The sequence below is a fragment of the Klebsiella sp. K4 genome (assembly GCF_014596785.2).
Taxonomy (GTDB): Bacteria; Pseudomonadota; Gammaproteobacteria; order Enterobacterales; family Enterobacteriaceae; genus Klebsiella; species Klebsiella pneumoniae.
In genome coordinates this window covers 4873277-4892427 of record NZ_CP115021.1, presented here as the reverse complement: position 1 = coordinate 4892427, position 19151 = coordinate 4873277, and the positions used below count along the sequence as shown (strand labels likewise).

16 protein-coding genes and 1 tRNA gene are annotated in these 19151 nt (G+C 56.6%); 6 read left to right on the top strand and 11 right to left on the bottom strand.

Translation table 11 applies throughout. From position 1 onward, the window contains the following. Positions 1–4: 4 nt before the first annotated feature. On the bottom strand, positions 5–2452 hold the full coding sequence (gene pgaA, locus IB144_RS24120) for a poly-beta-1,6 N-acetyl-D-glucosamine export porin PgaA (protein ID WP_074440753.1): 2448 nt from the start codon (positions 2450–2452) through the stop codon (positions 5–7). Positions 2453–3086: 634 nt separating this feature from the next. Between pgaA and IB144_RS24115 the strand changes: the two genes are divergently transcribed. Then, the gene (locus tag IB144_RS24115) at positions 3087–3653 is read left to right on the top strand and encodes a LuxR C-terminal-related transcriptional regulator (protein ID WP_002885396.1); all 567 of its coding nucleotides are present in this window, start codon (positions 3087–3089) and stop codon (positions 3651–3653) included. On the opposite strand, the gene IB144_RS24110 is transcribed toward IB144_RS24115, so the two are convergent. Next, positions 3648–3770: a hypothetical protein gene (locus IB144_RS24110; RefSeq protein WP_004146686.1), complete on the bottom strand. Its 123-nt coding sequence runs from the start codon at positions 3768–3770 to the stop codon at positions 3648–3650. The two genes, IB144_RS24115 and IB144_RS24110, sit on opposite strands and share 6 nt — an antisense overlap. A 128-nt stretch (positions 3771–3898) precedes the next feature. Between IB144_RS24110 and IB144_RS24105 the strand changes: the two genes are divergently transcribed. Continuing rightward, positions 3899–4255: a PerC family transcriptional regulator gene (locus IB144_RS24105; protein ID WP_305953346.1), complete on the top strand. Its 357-nt coding sequence runs from the start codon at positions 3899–3901 to the stop codon at positions 4253–4255. 996 nt (positions 4256–5251) lie between these two features. On the opposite strand, the gene IB144_RS24100 is transcribed toward IB144_RS24105, so the two are convergent. The 7 genes from IB144_RS24100 to aspA form a co-directional block, all read right to left on the bottom strand. Next, positions 5252–5327 (bottom strand) — tRNA-Phe (locus IB144_RS24100). Between the two features lie 115 nt (positions 5328–5442). Beyond that, positions 5443–7530, bottom strand: coding sequence for a DUF1176 domain-containing protein (locus IB144_RS24095; RefSeq protein ID WP_065888538.1), 2088 nt, complete (start codon positions 7528–7530; stop codon positions 5443–5445). 66 nt (positions 7531–7596) lie between these two features. After that, a complete protein-coding gene (locus tag IB144_RS24090; RefSeq protein WP_002885410.1) occupies positions 7597–8187 on the bottom strand; it encodes a transcriptional regulator in 591 nt (196 codons plus the stop codon). Positions 8188–8207: 20 nt separating this feature from the next. Continuing rightward, entirely contained in the window at positions 8208–10004 is a 1797-nt protein-coding gene (locus tag IB144_RS24085) for a protein-disulfide reductase DsbD (protein WP_065888537.1), read from the bottom strand. Further along, complete coding sequence (gene cutA, locus IB144_RS24080) at positions 9980–10303, bottom strand: divalent cation tolerance protein CutA (protein WP_002885422.1); 324 nt, start codon at positions 10301–10303, stop codon at positions 9980–9982. Before cutA ends, IB144_RS24085 begins: the two co-directional genes overlap by 25 nt. A 124-nt stretch (positions 10304–10427) precedes the next feature. Continuing rightward, complete coding sequence (locus IB144_RS24075) at positions 10428–11729, bottom strand: anaerobic C4-dicarboxylate transporter (RefSeq protein WP_002885423.1); 1302 nt, start codon at positions 11727–11729, stop codon at positions 10428–10430. A gap of 114 nt (positions 11730–11843) precedes the next feature. Then, positions 11844–13280, bottom strand: coding sequence for an aspartate ammonia-lyase (gene aspA, locus IB144_RS24070; RefSeq protein ID WP_002885424.1), 1437 nt, complete (start codon positions 13278–13280; stop codon positions 11844–11846). A gap of 337 nt (positions 13281–13617) precedes the next feature. Here aspA and IB144_RS24065 point away from each other — a divergent pair, with 337 nt between their 5' ends. After that, entirely contained in the window at positions 13618–14094 is a 477-nt protein-coding gene (locus IB144_RS24065; RefSeq protein WP_002885425.1) for an FxsA family protein, read from the top strand. Positions 14095–14145: 51 nt separating this feature from the next. Here the strand turns inward: IB144_RS24065 and yjeH are convergent, their stop codons facing one another. Beyond that, the gene (gene yjeH, locus IB144_RS24060) at positions 14146–15396 is read right to left on the bottom strand and encodes an L-methionine/branched-chain amino acid transporter (RefSeq protein WP_032418170.1); all 1251 of its coding nucleotides are present in this window, start codon (positions 15394–15396) and stop codon (positions 14146–14148) included. Positions 15397–15628: 232 nt separating this feature from the next. Here yjeH and IB144_RS24055 point away from each other — a divergent pair, with 232 nt between their 5' ends. From IB144_RS24055 to IB144_RS24045, 3 genes are all read left to right on the top strand, one after another. Continuing rightward, positions 15629–15922, top strand: coding sequence for a co-chaperone GroES (locus tag IB144_RS24055; RefSeq protein WP_004152420.1), 294 nt, complete (start codon positions 15629–15631; stop codon positions 15920–15922). Between the two features lie 37 nt (positions 15923–15959). After that, positions 15960–17606 carry a chaperonin GroEL gene (gene groL, locus IB144_RS24050; RefSeq protein ID WP_002885441.1) on the top strand — a complete coding sequence of 549 codons (1647 nt, stop codon included), beginning with the start codon at positions 15960–15962 and terminating at the stop codon, positions 17604–17606. Between the two features lie 260 nt (positions 17607–17866). Then, a complete protein-coding gene (locus IB144_RS24045; RefSeq protein ID WP_004152419.1) occupies positions 17867–18220 on the top strand; it encodes a DUF4156 domain-containing protein in 354 nt (117 codons plus the stop codon). 54 nt (positions 18221–18274) lie between these two features. Here IB144_RS24045 and yjeJ read toward each other — a convergent pair whose 3' ends face one another. Then, positions 18275–19138, bottom strand: a complete 864-nt coding sequence (gene yjeJ / locus IB144_RS24040) for a YjeJ family protein (protein WP_032420818.1) — start codon at positions 19136–19138, stop codon at positions 18275–18277. Positions 19139–19151: the final 13 nt, after the last annotated feature.

Here is a 19151-nt window from a genome sequence, read left to right as displayed (position 1 = left end):
ATCCTTAAAACCGTATATTTGCATCAAGAGTGATGGCGAGGTTGTTTTCACGTTTGCCGTCGTAGGGGCGCTTATCCCAGTTCAGCATCAGCCCGGTGTCGACGACGTTGTTCCAGCGCAGGCGCTGCCCGTAACCCAGCACCGTGATCGCCCCGGCGGCGTGATTTTTTTGCCAGTAGCTGCCGCCGCCGGCCAGTAACTGCTGGCTCCAGACGGTGTCATAGCGCTGGTAAAGCGTGTGATCGACGGCCAGCGCCGCGGTGGCGGCGAGGTCCCGTGCCGGACTGTAGTAGGCGGTGTCGGTGCGGCTATTGGCGCTGGCCGACAGACCGGGCTGCAAATCCAGCGTTAACCATGGGGTTTGCCAGAGGCGTTCTTTACCGGAGAGGGTGTACTCCTGGCGGCGGTTGCGATCGGTAAACCGGCTGGCGGCCGCGCTGAAGCGGTACTCCCGGCGTTCGTTTGGAGACCAGCGCAGCCAGCCTTCGCCGCGGTTGGCGCTGACGCCGTTGCGTAACGCGCGCAGCGGCATCTGCTGCGAAATCCGCTCCAGTTCGCCGCCCAGCTGCCAGCGATCGCTAACGTCATGGGCGGCGGAAAGGCGGACGCCGGGCTTGTTCTCGCCGTGAAAATTGACGCTGGAGAGCTCAAGCTCGCCCCAGTAGTCGCGCGGACGCCATTCAATACCGGCAAACAGCTGGCGACGGCTGCCTTTCCCCTCTTCAAAATTGCCTTCAGCGAAGCGGTGCCCGCCGAACAACCGCCAGCTGTCGGCTAGCGGCGGGCTGTAGATCGCCGTCTCAAAACTGAGGTCGTGCGTGCCGCTCACCGGGTTGTCGGAATGCAGCCCTTTGCCAACGCTCAGGCGCAGCTCGGAGAGATGATGGATCTCGCGCGCTCTGGCCAGGCGCTGGGTGTTCAGATCCCGTGGCGAGCGGGCGACGACGTCGTCAGTCAGCAGATCCATTTGCCGCCACTCCTGCAGATCGAGGGCGACCCAGGCCTGCTGGCGCTCCAGCTGCAGGCTGGCGGGTTCCAGAGATTCCGCCGCTTTTAGCTGGCGTTCGGCTGCCCGTGGCAATCCTCTCTCCTGCAGAAGGGCGGCATAGTCTATCTGCAGGCCCTGGTTTCCAGGGGCCGTCGCCGCCAGGCGCTGCATTCGGGCTTCGGCCTGCGGCAGGTCGTTGGTAGCCGCTAAATAGTGCACGTTAAGCGACTGTGCGGTGAGCCAGTCGTCGTTCGGCTGCGGCGTTGGCGAGCCGTAGAGACGACGGATGTAGGGCGCATTCCTGGTGAGGCGGGCGACATACCGTTGCGCCGCCGGGTACTGACCGGTGTCCAGCAGAGCGTAGAAAAGCTCGTGTTCCTCATTCTGTTGGCTTGTCAGCCACGAAGGATGCTGGTGGATAAGCGTCAGTGCAGGCTCAATTTGCTTAAGGGCGATAAAAGAGGAGATGACCCAGCCGATGGCCCAGTCGGGAACGGTCTGCTGCTGGGCGATCAGGCTTTGGTATTCGCGGATGACCTGCGCGTACTCGGCGCTGGCGTACAGCGCGCCCAGACGATCAATACGCGCCCGGATGATGTCGGGCGCAGCCTGTGGGTCGGGGTGCCAGGCGGCGATCATCGCGTCATACTGCGTGAGCGCCGTGCGGGCCAGCGCGTAACGCGCCTTTTCTTCGCGGGAAGGGGTATCGGCAAGGCGCACCAGTTCGGCGGCGGCGTTCAACTGCAAGTTACGCTTTTCCGCAGGCGTCAGTTCGGCGCTATTCGCCAGGCCGAGAGCAGGGGAATCAATTCGGTTGCGGGTCAGGGTCGCCATCAGGCTGGCCAGCGCGGTTTTGTTTTGCGGATCACGATCGAGGATCTGCGTGTCCACCAACAGCTGGTCCCAGCTTTTGCCCAGCCGCAGGTAGACATAGGAGAGCGTCTGCAGGTGCGCAACGCTCGCCTGCTCCGCCACCAGGCGACGCGCTTCGCTGAGCGCCTCGCCGTCCTTGCGGGCATCGGCGAGCGTTTTGATATAGCCGATACGATAGTCGTCGCTGCCAGGGGCCTGGCTGAGTGCCTGCTGCCAGAGGGTGAGCGAGGTTTGCCACTGCTTCTGGTTGCGCAGGGCCTGCGCCGCGGCGGCGGTGCCCCGTGCGGGAAGCGGCATATAGACCTGGTAGCGTCGCCAGACTTTCACCACTTCATCGTCCTGACCGGCCCAGAGGGCCACCTGCAGCCAGTCCGCCACCTGAGAAGGGGTTAAGGCATGCCGCAGCTGGTACTGCTGAAGGTAACTGAGAAAGGGGGCGTACTGACCTTGGCGCGCTTGCAAGATTTGCTGGTCATAGAGCGAATCCGCTCCCTGAACCAGCGCCGGGAAGAGCAAAAGCAAGCCGATTGATAGCGAGAGTTTCGTGTTGCGATTAAACAATAACGTATTTGAATAAGGTGATCTTTCCATTTCTATTTGCCATATGTTCATCAAGAATCCATTGCACAACACGACCGTCCTTTGACGGTGAGTTAAAGGATGAGGATGGTCCCATTTAGCTGACTGGCACTGCAGGTGAATGACCTATTGCAAACTAATAAACATATCTCCTGTTGATAAATGAATGGGTAATTTATACCCGATACGGCAACCGATAAATATGGATAAATTATGGTCTGCGTTTTAAGATAATTCTGTAAAATCGACTTCATTCGAACGGAAGTGTTCAAGTTGATTTCTTTAACCTACTGATATAAATAAAAAAGAAAGTCAGGTGGAATTTTGTTTCAAAATGGCGGTGTGACTTATATTTAGTTGGGGTTAGAGTTTTTTAGGCAATATTTAAGATGATTTCTGACAAAAATTCTCAATAGCAAAAAAAGCATCTTTTCTGTGTATTTTTTTTATTTATAATCAATCTGTTTATTTCCTGTCAGAACGCAAGGAGGGTTTTCACAGCCAGATTCAGATGCCGCGCTAATGATAAATCACAGGTCTCGTTATTTTCACCGCCATGCGAAGCGTTCCATAGGGGGGAGGGAAAACGTCTGGTTGACGAGAATTTGTTGATTAAATGTTAAAGGGACGATTTGTGGCAACTTTAATGATATTGGTTACCCAAGATTACTATCTTTTTCAAGGTGTTAAGAATTTTTTTCCTGATATCATTCAGTTAGATTCTAGCGGAAAAGCGATTTTAGATAATGAGGTTGATGAAGTCTCTCTGCTGGTTGATAGCCGCTCGCCGCTTTGCCATTACGATTATCTCGTGCTGGCAGCGGCGAAATCCAGAAAGCGAATATGCTGTATCGTCCTCGATATGCGCCATCGGGAAGAGCATTTACTGAGCCTGAAATCGTTTTTAAACATGTCATTATCACCCGCGGATATGGCGACATTATTTGGCCTTTTTCTGGAGATGAATAGCAAGCGTCTGACCAAAGAGTGGTTTGACGATCTGCGCTTAAGTTTGTCTGAACAGTTAATGTTACGTTTACTCATGGCGGGGATGACCATGGAGGAGGTGGCCGTCAATCTCAATACGTCACTAAAAAGCCTTTACCGCAAGCGTACTGCGCTTTATGAGCGGTTGGGGTTAGATAATTTTAATGAAGCTTGCTTATTTATCTTTCGAAATAAGCTGCTGGAGCAGACCGAACGTTCGTTATGAAGCTTCGCTGTACAGAGAATGGATGTTATCGCAAGGTATTTGTTGACGAAAATCTAATAAATTAAATAGATATTGATAGGTACAACCGTCGATACCCGGCGGTATCGATGATGGCATTCGGCATATAATTCCGGAGCTCTTTGGAAGTATTTACCGCCAATGCGGTTTGCTATGCACAGCGATTATTATAATGAATATATTCCTTGCGCCGCACAGGAATAGTTTTGTCATAAATTAACACTACCATGGTATTCCGGCTCACGCGTCGGAATACCATGAGATATCGTGAAAGCATCAGAGGAGCGAGGTGGATGAGAATAAGGGACAGTATTGCTGAGCGGTTAGAGGCATGCGGGCTCTACCGTCGGGCGGCATCCAGATGGATTGAGGTGATGCAGCGTTGTCTGGACGATGAGGACCGAGAGTGGATCCGTCACCATCGCAATCAGTGTCTGAAAAAGGCGCAACGTCCGCCGGCGCCGAAAGAGGAGTTTGCCGACCTCCACCAGGCGGCGAAAGAGACTCAATATCGTATGGGCATTGCGAAGCCCTATGGCGAAGCATTCAGGCTGCCCGGCAAAGGGAAAACGGCCGCCGAGTAATGCCTTTCTTCACGACGTTTGCCTGACGGCTTCGCCTTATCCGGCCTACGAGTCCTCTGCTGGTTCAAACAGCGTAGGCCCGCGCAAGCGCAGCGCCGCCGGGCGATACACATCAGACACCGTACCCGCGGTTGTGCCGGATGGCGGCATAAATGCCTTATCCGGCCTACGAGTCCTTTCGCAGGCTCAAACAGCGTAGGCCCGCGCAAGCGCAGCGATGCCGGGCGATACACATCAGACACCGTACCCGCGGTTGTGCCGGATGGCGGCATAAATGCCTTATCCGGCCTACGGGTCCCCCACAGGTTAAACAGCGTAGGCCCGCGCAAGCGTAGCGCCGCCGGGCGATACACATCAGACGCCGTACCTGCGGTTGTGCCGGATGGCGGCATAAATGCCTTATCCGGCCTACGAGTCCTCTGCTGGTTCAAACAGCGTAGGCCCGCGCAAGCGCAGCGCCGCCGGGCGATACACATCAGACACCGTACTCGCGGTTGTGCCGGATGGCGGCATAAATGCCTTATCCGGCCTGCGGGTCCTCCACAGGTTCAAACAGCGTAGGTCCGCGCAAGCGCAGCGCCGCCAGGCAGGGGGTGATAGAACGGAGTTCGATGAAGAGTCCGGATGTAGAAAAGCAAAAACCCGCCTTTTGGGCGGGTTCTTTAAATAGTGGTGCCCGGACTCGGACTAACGCCGCAGGCGTTGAACAGCGCGCTTGCCGCGCTGGCCCCGAAGGGGTGAGCCGCTGTGCGGCGAATAATCGAACGGAGTTCGATGAAGAGTCCGGATGCAGAAAAGCAAAAACCCGCCTTTTGGGCGGGTTCTTTAAATAGTGGTGCCCGGACTCGGACTAACGCCGCAGGCGTTGAACAGCGCGCTTGTCGCGCTGGCCCCGAAGGGGTGAGCCGCTGTGCGGCGAATAATCGAACGGAGTTCGATGGAGAGTCCGGTCTTAGAAAAGCAAAAACCCGCCTTTTGGGCGGGTTCTTTAAATAGTGGTGCCCGGACTCGGAATCGAACCAAGGACACGGGGATTTTCAATCCCCTGCTCTACCGACTGAGCTATCCGGGCAACGGGGCGCATTAAACCGTAATCCGCCCACCCCGTCAACCAAATTTCTTAAATTACTTATCGATTGCTTATCTTTGCGGCAATTCTGCGTTCAAAGGCGCGTTTTGGCTTAACTTCACTGCATGCCGTTATCGCCCTCGCGGGTTTTCCAGCCGCTGGTAATGGCGATAACGTGGCGTAGTCCGGAGATGAGATAATCGCCAATGACCTCCTCGTCCTCACGCGGCGAGCTCAGGGTAATTTCCGCATCCACGCCGTGGCGATAGGCGCCATGATGGCTGAAAATGGTGCCGATATAACACTTCCCGTTCAGCCAGACCGGAATATAGGCCACCGTCTCATAGATATAGTTAACGGCGACGCCGCTGTAGTAGTTATCCGCCTCGTCAGCGGAGGTGCCCGGCGGGATGGGGCAGATCGGCGTGGCGTTGTCGCTGGCGGGTCTGTCTTTCAGCAGGCTGCCCTGCATTACCTCCAGCGAGCGCAGCAGGTCCGCTTTATCGCCGTCGCTCAGGCTGGGGGTCAGCGGCTGGTCTTTCTCCGGGGAGCGGATGCTGTTCAGCGTATAGCGATAGCGAACCGTCACCGCGGGCGTCTGGCTGGTGGTGCTGAACGGGCGTAGCAGGTAGAGGTTATCTTCGCCAAACTGGCCGTTGTACCACAGGGCATACACCTGGCCGTTGATTTTGACCCAGTGGTTCCACTGGTTAGCCCCGCGGCCATTAATGGAAAAGAGGGCGCCGGGCACCCCGGCATCGAAATCATCACCATTATCACTGTCGCTGCCGTTGACGGCGGCAAAATCATCATCACCTCGCTTGAGCACCCCGGTGTAGCTGAAGAGCCCGGTGCCGCCCACGTAGCTGTCGATGATCAGGTCGCGTTTGCCGTCGCCGTCGAGGTCGATAAGGGTAAGGCTGACTTTGCCGTTTTCTGAATCCGCGCTAATCGAGGAGCGCAGAAACGCCTGCCACTCATCATCGCTGATATCCGGGGACGGTTTACTGGTCGTGATCAGCGTATCGTCGGCGTAAGTGAGCGTGAAGTCGGTAATATGGCCGGTTAACGGAAACTGCTCGGCGACCTTATTCAGAGACAATTCTGGATCGCTTTTTTGCGCTTTCAACACTGCGTTATACAACGTGCGCAGAGCCAGGTTATCCGCCTCTTTCTGCTGCCTGGGGATCACCTGGCTGACAAAGGTCGGCAGCATCCAGGTGCCACCCGGGGTGATTTCCCGACACATACCGGTGCTGTACTTCAGGCTGGGGGTAAAGGTTTTACCATCCCAAACGCGCGTCTCGCCGGTGACGCAGTCGGCCATGCCCCGTTCTTTGTGCAAAAAGACGATAGCGCCGTCGGCGTAGCTGGAAGCCTCGGTAGTGAGCAGTCGCGGTTTGCTCAACTGGGCGTTATCGACCAGCCACAGGGCATAACCGTCGTTATAGGGCGCTCGCCAGCAGAGCGCCTGCGCCAGAGAATGGGTTTTATCCAGCGCGGTCAGCGTGATCTGGCGATCTGCCGCCGGAATGGCCTGATTCTGCCAGTCGTCGCAGCGCTGGTTCAGCAGCGGCGTCAGGATGGGCAGCAGTTTCTGGCGCTGAAGCATACTCAACGGCACTGGCTGCGCGTTATGGAGAACCGGGGCGGCGATAATTTCCGGGGCGGGAGTGGCTGGCAAAATGGCATCGTCGCCGGCATCGCCTTTATCCAGCAGCGCATCGGCGGTGCCGGTGCGTCGCTGAAACGCATCCATTTTACCCAGCACCTCGCGGCTGCCGGCGCTGGAAAGCGGCAGGTGCTGGCCGTTAAGGGTGAATTCGATTTTGCGCTGATTCGTTAACGCCTGTAGCAGGGCGGTGGTCTGATCGCTGTCGAGGCGAAAGTGGCTGTCGTCGAGAGCGTCCAGCGCGCCAAAATCCCGGTCGTCGATCAGCAGGCTGGCGGTGGAGTCGGCGGGGATATCGTGCTCGATTTGCGCAAAGGTTACCGTGGCGGTGAGGTGCTGTTCGCTGCCCGCGTTGCGGGTCAACAGCACGCTGACCTCACCCATGCGGACGCCGTAACCCGCCGCCCGGCAGGCGCCGGTATTATCGCAGGCGAGCTCCCAGTCTTTTTGTGCAAAGGAAAAACCTTGCAGGGGAGCCGCCAGCAGGGGCGTAGAGCAGAGGCCCAGCCAGGCAGCCCAGAAGAACGCGCGCATATCAATCCCTGTCAGCAATCAGTGAGGGGAAATTATAGGCGCGACGTGGCGGTTAGGATATCAGAATCAGGTCAAGGCGCCGCCCATACGGCACTGGGCGAAGCGTAGAATATCTTCAGCCAGCCGCCGGGCGGTATCCACATCCGTCTGGCTACGTTTGACCAGCAGACGGCTCAGACAGCCCTCGACAATCAGCTCCATCTGCTTGGCGACCATTTCCGGGTCATCCACCTCCAGCTGAGTCAGCAGCTCGTGAGTGTAGGCCAGCGAAGCCTGCTTCTGCTGTTCCGCCAGCTGGTGAATGGGGTGCTGAGGATCCGGGTAGAAGGTGCAGGCGGCGATAAACAGGCAGCCCGGGTACCGCTGGTTGCTTACGCAGGTGGTGAGTGCGGCATAGCGTGCCAGCAGCTTTTGCTCTGCGCTTAAGGTCTCGTCCAGCAGGAGCTGACGACGCCAGGCATCCACCTGCTGGCTCAGATAGCGAAGCGCGTCGTACAGCAGCGCTTCGCGGTCAGGCCAGAAGCGTTTCAGGTCGCTCGTCGGGCAGGACACGCGCTCAGCGACCATCTCCAGCGACGTGTTGGCGATACCTTCAATTTCAAGAATCTTAATGGCTTCTGCCAGGACGTCTTCACGTAGCACGGTGTTCTCCTCCATCTTTCCTCCTAAAGTGTCGCTCACGCTTGCCAATCGCGCAAATGGGCGCTGAATGCCGCGGCATCCATAAAGCCGGTGACTCGCCGCTCAGGCTGTTCCTGACCCTCAGCGTTAAAGAACAGGATCGTCGGCAGACCCAGCACCTGCAGGTGTCTCAGCAGCGCGACGTCTTGCGGGCTGTTCTTCGTCACATCGACCTGTAATAACACGGTGCCTTTCAGCGCCTGCTGCACGTCAGGTGAACTAAAGGTGTATTTTTCAAACTCTTTGCAGGCCACGCACCAGTCGGCGTAAAGATCGAGCATCACCGGTTGACCTTTCGCCTGCGCCAGCGCCTGGTCAAGCTCGGCCACCGAGCTGACGCGGGTGAAAGCCAGGTGCGCCTGCTGCTCGGCCGCCGGGGCGCCAAACGCCCAGTCCTGCAGAGGCCGCGCGCTGACCAGCGCGGCGGCAAGCAGAATGATCTGTACCAGCCGCATCCACGGCCGGGTAGCGCCCAGCGAGGTGATAAACGCCCAGCTGAAGAAGGCGACACCGAGCATTGACCACAGCCGTACCCCCCACTGGTCGCCGAGTATGCGTTCCAGCAGGAAGACGGGCAGGGCAAGGATCACAAACCCGAAGGCGGTTTTCACATGGCTCATCCACGGGCCGCTTTTCGGCAACAGGCGATTGCCAAACACGGTCACAAGGATCAACGGCAGACCCATGCCCAGCGCGTAAAGGTACAGCGTGCCGCCGCCCAGCCACAGATTACCGCTCTGGGCGATATACAACAGAATGGCGCTTAGCGGCGCGGTGGTGCAGGGAGAGCAGATCAGCCCGGCAATAGCGCCCATCGCAAAGACCCCGCCGGGCGAGCCGCCCTGGCGCTTATTGCTGAGCAGCGTCAGCCGGGTCTGCAGCGACGACGGCAGCTGCAGCGTGAACAGGCCGAACATGGAGAGCGCCAGCAGTATAAACACCGCCGACAGGCCGACCAGGACATATGGGTGCTGCAGGGCCGCCTGGAACTGCAGCCCGGCGGCGGCTACCACCAACCCCAGCGCGGTATAGGTCAGGGCCATCCCCTGGACGTAAATAAAGGCCAGCAGCAGGGCGCGCGCGGTGGAAAGCCGCTGTTTTCCGCCCAGCACGATGCCCGAAATCAGCGGGTACATCGGCAGCACGCAGGGGGTGAAGGCGATACCAATGCCAATCAGCAGCGCCCACAGGGCGGTGAAGGGCAGACGAGCGGGGACGTCTGCTGGCGGCGCCATGGCAGGCGCCTGCGGCACGGCGTTCTCCTCCATCGGGCGCGGTTCAACCGGCAGCGGCGGATTGAAGGCCGGGCGATGGTTCAGCGACGACACGGGCGCGGCGGCGGTTGGCTGAGCGTCGTTTGAGGCCGCCCGCACGGCGCTCAGCGGGATCACTTTAGTCTCCGGCGGATAACAGAATCCGGCATCGGCGCAGCCCTGCCAGGTGACGGTGAGAGTAGCCTCTTTGTCCGCCTCCTTCACCGTCACCGGCACGGTCAGGCGTTGGCGAAAGATCTCGCTTTTGCCGTAAAACTCATCTTCATGCCACTCTCCCGCCGGCAGCGCCGGTTCGTCGATCGTCGCCCCGGCGGCGCTGAAGGTAAACTGTTGACGATAAAGATAATAACCATCCTTGATTTGCCAGCTCAGGTTGACGTCATGCTGTTGCTGCTGAAAGTCAAAGGCGAAAGCTTGATCAGCAGGCACGAAGTTCGAGCGCCCCGGCGCGTCGAATAACCCGGCGGTGGCTGATGTGCTGCACAGCAGCAGGATCAGCGTAATGATGCGGTAAGCCATGAGAGGTAATCGTTGTCTCCATGCGTGACGGGTAGAACCAGCAGTTCTGGGGTTTGATACGGATGGTGTGACTTCAGGCAGTCCAGCAGCGCCTGCTGATGGGCAAGGTCAGTTTTGAGTAGCATCTGCACTTCATACTCCTGCTCGAGTTTCCCTTCCCAGTAATACAGAGAGGTGGCTCCCGGCAGCAGCGTGGCGCAGGCCGCCACCTTTTCCGCCAGCGCTTTTGCCGCCAGATCCTGGGCGGTCGCTTCGTCCGGCGCGGTACAGAGCACAACAACAGCATCAGGCGTAGTCATCATGAACCTCGTATCAGCGAAAAGAGGCACTATAACACGCAAGATGCGGGGATATTAGCGTAACGAGCGGGGAAAGTGAGGGCAACGGAAGGCGGGCCCGTAGTGGGCCCGCCGCCAGCGGTATTTACAGCATAATCCCGCCAAAGATAAAGCCGAGGATCACGCACAGCGTGATAGCGATAACGCCGGGGATCAGGAAGGCGTGGTTAAAGACATATTTACCAATGCGGGTTGAGCCGGTGTCGTCCATCTCTACCGCCGCCAGCAGGGTTGGGTAGGTCGGTAGAACGAACAGCGCCGAGACCGCGGCAAACGAGGCGATAGCCGTCAGCGGGCTAACGCCCAGCAGCAGCGCGGCAGGCATCAACGCCTTGGTGGTGGCTGCCTGCGAGTAGAGCAGCGTGGCGGCGAAAAACAGTACCACCGCCAGCAGCCATGGGTAATTGTGCAGCAGATCGCCGGCCACGGCCTGGATGTCGCTGATATGCGCTTTAACGAAGGTATCTCCCAGCCAGGCGACGCCGAGGACGCAGACGCAGGCGCTCATCCCGGACTTAAAGGTGCTGGCGTTGAGCACTTCGCCGGTGTCGATTTTACAGGTGATGCTAATCAGGGTGGCGATGGTCAGCATAAATACCACGATCGCCTCGTTACGCGGCAGCACCGGGTTCTTAATCAGGCCGACGGTATCGCTGATGGCCGTGGCGTAGAACATCACCGCCACGATGCCGATCAAAAACAGCAGAACTGAACGTTTGGCGTGCGGCTGCAGCTCAAATACCTGGCTACCGCGCAGTCTGACTTCCCCCTTGGCCAGCCGCTCCTGGTAAACCGGATCGTCTTTCAGTTCGCAGCCGAGGAAGTTGCAGACGATAGCGGTGAGCATCACCGCCAGCAGCGTGACCGGAATACAGATGGCCAGCAGCGTCAAATAGCTAACGCCCAGCGGTTCAAGGATACCTGCGAAAAAGACCACTGCGGCGGAAATGGGCGAGGCGGTGATCGCTATCTGGGAGGCCACCACCGCAATCGACAGTGGACGAGACGGACGAATGCCTTGCTCTTTGGCAACTTCGGTGATCACCGGCAGCGTGGAGAAGGCGGTATGGCCGGTGCCAGCGAGCACGGTCATAAACCAGGTCACCAGCGGGGCAAGGAAGGTAATGTACTTCGGGTGGCGGCGCAGCATCCGTTCGGCGAGGCTGACCAGGTAATCCATCCCGCCGGCGACCTGCATGGCGGCGATAGCGGCAATCACCGCCATAATGATTTCAATAACGTCGAAGGGGATCGCACCCGGTTTAATTTGAAAAATAAGCGTCAGGACAAGGACGCCAAGGCCACCGGCAAAGCCGATACCGATGCCGCCGAGCCGGGCGCCGAGATAAATCGCCAGCAGGACAATAACCAGTTCTGCACCAAACATGTATGCCTTCCTTGTTTTTAACAAGTTGATATTGAATTGTTGTATTTTAGTAAAACCAAAAAGCAAAAAAGGCATGTCATCGCTGACATGCCTTTGAATGACTAACCTGAAAGATTACTGTTCGCTTTCATCGGTATAACGCTTTGCTTTATAAGCGGGATGCATCAGGTTTTGCGCAGAGAAAATATCATCCAACTCCGCCGCCGTCAGCAGTCCGCGCTCCAGCACCACTTCCCGTACGCTCTTGCCGGTTTCGGCACAGATCTTGCCGACGATATCGCCATTGTGGTGGCCAATAAACGGGTTGAGGTAGGTGACGATGCCGATGGAGTTGTAGACGTAGCCTTCACATACCGCTTTATTGGCGGTGATGCCGTTAACGCATTTCTCCAGCAGGTTGTAGCAGGCGTTGGTCAGGATATGAATCGACTCGAACATCGCCTGGCCGATCACCGGCTCCATCACGTTCAGCTGCAGCTGACCGGCTTCGGAGGCCATGGTCACAGTGGTATCGTTGCCGATAACTTTGAAGCAGACCTGGTTGACCACCTCCGGCACCACCGGGTTAACCTTCGCCGGCATGATTGAAGAGCCAGCCTGCAGCTCAGGCAGGTTGATTTCGTTGAGGCCCGCGCGCGGACCGGAAGAGAGCAGGCGCAGGTCGTTACAGATCTTGGATAGTTTCACCGCCAGGCGTTTCAGCGAGCTGTGAACCATAACGTACGCCCCGCAGTCCGAGGTGGCTTCAATCAGATCTTCCGCCGGGACGACCGGTAAGTTGCTTACTTCAGCCAGCTTCTGCACCGCCAGCTGTTGATAGCCGTCCGGGGTGTTGAGGCGAGTACCAATGGCGGTGGCGCCGAGGTTCACCTCCAGCAGCAGCTCCGCAGTGCGCAAAATGCTTTTGGTCTCTTCATTAAGCAGCACATTGAAGGCATGGAATTCCTGGCCGAGGGTCATCGGCACCGCGTCCTGCAGCTGGGTGCGGCCCATTTTGAGGATGTCCTGGAACTCCACGGCTTTCGCCTGGAAGCCTTCGCCCAGCTGTTTAATCGCATCGATTAACTTAAGGATGGAGGCATACACCGCAATGCGGAACCCGGTGGGGTAAGCATCGTTGGTGGACTGGCATTTGTTGACGTGATCGTTTGGGTTCAGGTACTGGTATTCGCCTTTCTGGTGGCCCATCAGCTCAAGGCCAATGTTCGCCAGGACTTCGTTGGTGTTCATGTTTACGGAGGTACCGGCCCCGCCCTGGAAGACATCGACCGGGAACTGGTCCATGCATTTGCCGTTATTCAGGACTTCGTCACAGGCGGCGATAATCGCATTTGCCGCGCTTTTGGGAATGGTCTGCAGCTCCTTGTTCGCCAGCGCGGCGGCTTTCTTAACCATGACCATGCCGCGCACGAATTCTGGTATGTCGCTGATTTTGCTGTTGCTAATGTAGAAGTTTTCAATCGCTCGCAGAGTATGAACGCCGTAGTAAGCGTCCGCGGGAACTTCCCTGGTGCCCAACAGATCTTCTTCGATACGAATGTTGTTTAACATGTGAACCTTCTTTTCAAGCTGCCAATGAATTCACCAAACACACAGAATATCCAGTATTCAGTATATTTTCTGGCCGACGATTATTTCCTTAACCGGCCTGGTGCCCAAGATCATATGCTGATGATAGCGAATATCAGTAAGCTTGATCACTTATTACATTGCGGCTATGAGAAGATTTATTAATCTGTGAAATGGGTCACCGCTTTCTTATTTCTGAGAAAAATAAGCCTTTCCGCTGATTGAAAAGCCGCTCAGCATCCCCATGTTAGTGGGATGCGATCAGCAAATTGATGATTACGGGCGCTGAACGCAGCGCCCGTTGATGAAGGAGACGCCGGTGCGTTGGATTCCGTTTATTGCCTTTTTTCTTTACGTTTACATTGAGATATCGATCTTTATCCAGGTTGCGCACGTGCTGGGCGTCTTTATGACCCTGATCCTGGTGATCTTTAGCTCGGTGGTAGGGATGTCGCTGGTGCGTAACCAGGGCTTCAAAAACTTCCTGCTGATGCAGCAGAAGATGGCCGCGGGCGAGAGCCCGGCGGCGGAGATGATCAAGAGCGTATCGCTGATTATCGCTGGTCTGCTGCTGTTGCTCCCGGGGTTCTTTACCGACTTCCTCGGCCTGCTGCTATTGCTGCCGCCGGTGCAAAAGCATTTGACGATGAAGCTGATGCCGCACCTGCGCTTCAGCCGGATGCCGGGCGGCGGCTTTAGCGCCGGTACTGGCGGCGGAGAGACCTTCGAAGGGGAATTCCAGCGCAAAGATGAGCAGCGCGACCGTCTGGACCATAAGGACGATCGCCGCGATTAACATCCCCCCGGCCCGGTCAGCAGATGCGACCGGGCCGCTTTCTTTGCAGGCCTACACGCTTCCCGTCGCCAGCTTGCGCCTGGGTAAAAACAGCCACAGCCCCGCCAGCATCACCAGCGCGTACAGGCTTTTCCAGCCGACCATCGCCAGCAGCAGCAGACAGAGAATGCTGCCCACCACCGCCAATAGCCGATAGCGACCGCGCAGCAAACGACAACCCGCCAGCATGCACAGCAGATAGATCATGATGAAAATGCCATTGGCGTAAACGATCAGCGCGTCCAGATTGATATCGAGCAGATAGATGCCAAGGGTGCTAACTACGCAGGATCCCAGCACGGCGTTGAGGGCGTTGCGCGGGATCTGCCGTGGCGACAGCCTTGCGAGGTAGCTGTGTGGCTTATGCTGCGCTTGCGACCAGACCAGGCGGGCAAAGCTTTGAATATAGATGTTGAGGCTGGCGAAACAGGCGAGATAGCCGATGACGCAGGCTACCCACAGCGCTTCGACGCCGAACAGACGGACCACGATATTCGGTAATGACGCCGCCGCCGCCATCTCCTCGCCAAAGGCGTGGAAGTGCAGCACCAGCACGGTGCAGGCCCAGTAGACCGAGCCGGCAAGCAGCAGGCCTATCATCAGCGCCCTGGGGAAATCACGCTCGGGATGTTTAAACTCCGAGGCGAGATGTGCGAAGGCTTCCAGACCGACAAAGCACCAGAACATCACCGACAGCGCCGAAAAGAGTTGCCCGCGGTCAATCTCCGCCGGGGCCGGGAAGGGGATCTGCGCCGGGCTTATCCCGCCGCGCCACCAGACTACGACGATCAGCGCCACAATCAGTATGGCAACCAACGTCTGCAGGTTGGCGCTGGAGCTGGCGCCACGCGAACCGACCCACCAGACGATGGCCAGGGTGCCCAGCTCCGCCAGCAGCAGCTGCGCATCATGCCAGCCGAACAGCGCCTGGCCAAAACCGGTGGCGATGTGCAGAGCGGCGGGGAGTCCGACCGGGATAACCGATAAAAACAGCCAGCCGGTGACGCTGGCCAGACGTGGCCCAAAGGCCATATCGACAAAGTGGGCCACGCCGCCCGCGCTGGGAAAATGGCGGCCCAGCAGGGCGAAGACGATGGCAATCGGGAAAACAAGGAGAATGAGCAGCGGCCATGCCCACAGGCTGTTATCGCCAGCGACCAGCGCCGCCAACGCCGGGACGGCGAAGACGCCGGTACCCAGCAATGAGGTGGAAAGCAACCCAACTCCCTGTCCCAGCCCTAACTCCTGTTTTAAACCACTCATGATTCAATCCTGCGCCAGTGAAAAAAAAGAGAGTATCACAATCGCTTTTCCTTATGACCGATTGCCTGACATGACCGCTTTTTGTGCGCCAGCGCAAAGGTAAAAATTTTTTTTAATTTTGCCCTTGAAGCCGGAAATGGCCATCCCCATCTCTCTCTGCACTAGCCGGTAAACCGCGTTCGGCCCGGCGTCACCCATAACTGATAATGACTTTCTCGAAGGAGAGCTATCAATGAGTATTCGTCCGTTACATGATCGTGTGATCGTCAAACGTAAAGAAGTTGAAACCAAATCTGCGGGCGGCATCGTTCTGACCGGTTCTGCAGCAGCTAAGTCAACTCGTGGCGAAATCATCGCTGTCGGTAAAGGCCGCATCCTGGAAAACGGGACCGTGCAGCCGCTGGACGTTAAAGTTGGTGACATCGTGATTTTCAACGATGGCTACGGCGTGAAGACTGAAAAGATCGACAACGAAGAAGTACTGATCATGTCCGAAAGCGACATCCTGGCAATTGTTGAAGCTTAATTCGCACGACCCTGAACGAATTTGAGGAATAAAAGAAATGGCAGCAAAAGACGTAAAATTCGGTAACGACGCTCGTGTAAAAATGCTGCGCGGCGTAAACGTACTGGCAGATGCAGTTAAAGTGACCCTGGGCCCGAAAGGCCGTAACGTGGTTCTGGACAAATCCTTCGGCGCGCCGACCATCACCAAAGATGGTGTTTCCGTTGCACGTGAAATCGAACTGGAAGACAAGTTCGAAAACATGGGCGCGCAGATGGTGAAAGAAGTTGCCTCTAAAGCGAACGACGCAGCAGGCGACGGTACCACCACCGCAACCGTACTGGCTCAGGCTATCGTGAACGAAGGTCTGAAAGCTGTTGCTGCAGGCATGAACCCGATGGATCTGAAACGCGGTATCGACAAAGCGGTACTGGCTGCCGTAGAAGAGCTGAAAGCGCTGTCCGTTCCGTGCTCTGACTCCAAAGCTATCGCTCAGGTAGGTACCATCTCCGCTAACTCCGACGAAACCGTCGGTAAACTGATCGCGGAAGCGATGGATAAAGTTGGTAAAGAAGGCGTGATCACCGTTGAAGACGGTACCGGTCTGGAAGACGAACTGGACGTAGTTGAAGGTATGCAGTTCGACCGCGGCTACCTGTCTCCGTACTTCATCAACAAGCCGGACACCGGTGCCGTTGAGCTGGAAAGCCCGTTCATCCTGCTGGCTGACAAAAAAATCTCCAACATCCGCGAAATGCTGCCGGTTCTGGAAGCCGTAGCGAAAGCTGGCAAACCGCTGGTCATCATCGCTGAAGACGTTGAAGGCGAAGCGCTGGCGACCCTGGTGGTTAACACCATGCGCGGCATCGTTAAAGTGGCTGCGGTGAAAGCACCGGGCTTCGGCGACCGTCGTAAAGCTATGCTGCAGGACATCGCTACTCTGACTGGCGGTACCGTTATCTCTGAAGAGATCGGTATGGAGCTGGAAAAAGCGACTCTGGAAGACCTGGGCCAGGCGAAACGCGTGGTTATCAACAAAGACACCACCACCATCATCGATGGCGTTGGCGAAGAATCCGCAATCCAGGGCCGCGTAGCTCAGATCCGTAAGCAGATCGAAGAAGCGACCTCCGACTACGATCGTGAAAAACTGCAGGAACGTGTCGCTAAACTGGCTGGCGGCGTAGCAGTAATCAAAGTCGGTGCGGCTACCGAAGTTGAAATGAAAGAGAAAAAAGCACGCGTCGACGACGCCCTGCACGCAACCCGTGCTGCGGTTGAAGAAGGCGTGGTGGCTGGCGGCGGCGTAGCGCTGGTTCGCGTTGCGGCGAAACTCGCTGGCCTGACCGGTCAGAACGAAGATCAAAACGTCGGTATCAAAGTTGCGCTGCGCGCAATGGAAGCACCGCTGCGTCAGATCGTTTCCAACGCCGGCGAAGAGCCGTCTGTTGTGGCTAACAACGTGAAAGCTGGCGACGGTAACTACGGTTACAACGCAGCAACTGAAGAATACGGCAACATGATCGACTTCGGTATCCTGGACCCAACCAAAGTCACCCGTTCTGCACTGCAGTACGCGGCTTCCGTGGCTGGCCTGATGATCACCACCGAGTGCATGGTGACCGACCTGCCGAAAGGCGACGCGCCTGACTTAGGTGCTGCTGGCGGTATGGGCGGCATGGGCGGTATGGGCGGCATGATGTAATCGTGCGCTCTACGGCATAAAAAAGCAGAAACCCCTGGCCAGCAATGGCTGGGGGTTTTTCTTTTGGCGCGCTTTTTAGTATAAGGCTTATACATAAAAATCATTTAAGCTGCATCAGAGTGGCAAGCACCTCCGTTTCGGGCGTGAACTGACAAGCGCGACCGGGGAGGAAATGAACGCGGCTCATGCCGGCGCAGTTTGAAGGATGACAGATTTACATCCGGGCCAGTGCGTCCAGCTCATCGATCATGGGGAATAACATGCAGGTAAAATATTTAGCAGGGATTGTCGGCGCAGCCTTACTGTTGGCAGGTTGCAGTTCCAGCAATGAATTAACCTCTGCCGGCCAGAATGTGCGCTTCGTGCAGGAGAAGCCGGGCGCAGAGTGTCAGCTGTTAGGGACCGCGACGGGTAAACAGAGCAACTGGCTCTCCGGCCAGAATGGCGATGAGGGCGGTTCCATGCGCGGTGCTGCGAACGCCTTGCGCAACCAGGCGGCAGCGATGGGCGGCAACGTGATTTACGGCGTCAGCAGCCCGACGCAGAACCTGCTGTCGAGCTTTGTGCCTACCGACAGCGAAATGAACGGCCAGGTTTATAAGTGCCCGAACTGATGCGTGACGCCTCTCTCTGCGAGCGCGGAGAGAGGCGTGGTCGTTAGATGAGGATCAGACGCTAAGCTCTGCTTTCTTCTCCAGATAGAAGGCGTGCAGAGGACGCAGGCACTCTTCCAGACTGAGCATTCTTCCCGGCTGGGAAGGGATAATGGTACTGAAGATCTGGCATGGCGCCAGCTCCGCGTGCATCGCCTTGAGCTTGGGGCTTTTCTCGATAAGCCGCGTCACGACGTTGTTTTCCAGTTCCGATAAATGCGGCGCGCTGGTTTTCACCACCGCCCCGGAGACAATTTTCTTGCCTTCGTCTGTCTCGCAGCAGTACAGCACGCCCAGATAATGCGAAAACAGGTTTAGCTTCCATTCTTCCTGGGGATACTGCTGGTAATCAATATTGGGTTGAGTGGTTAAGTCCACGGCATAGCACATTAAGAATTCAAGATTCGAGCTTAAGTACTGAATAAACGCTTGATCGCCTACGGTTTTCAATGTGTACTCAATGCCAGCAAGGAGAGCTTCTACCTGCCTGTCTTCAATACATAGCGTACAAACTTGCTCATTCTGGAGAACCAGTATAAGCGTTGACCAGGTTTCGTCTGGTTTGTGAGTGATCGACATAATGCGACGTTCCGGATTTGGCTGCTGAATCTCGGTCATCTCTACAGCAGGGATATTTGCGATCAACGATTCATTATAAGCGATCAGCTTTTCTTTATACGTTTCGCCTTGATCTTGCAAAGATTTAAATGTTACAAGCAGACGGTTTTGCAGGATAAGAAGAAGATCGAGCACTATCGGTGCTTGCAGATAATACTGCTGACAGAAACCATTTTCCTGTTTTATTTTCAACAGCAATGCCATAAAGCGATTTTCAAAGGTAATACCTGCGGTATTAAATCCAATAAACGTTCCTTGCATAGTTCTCTCCTTT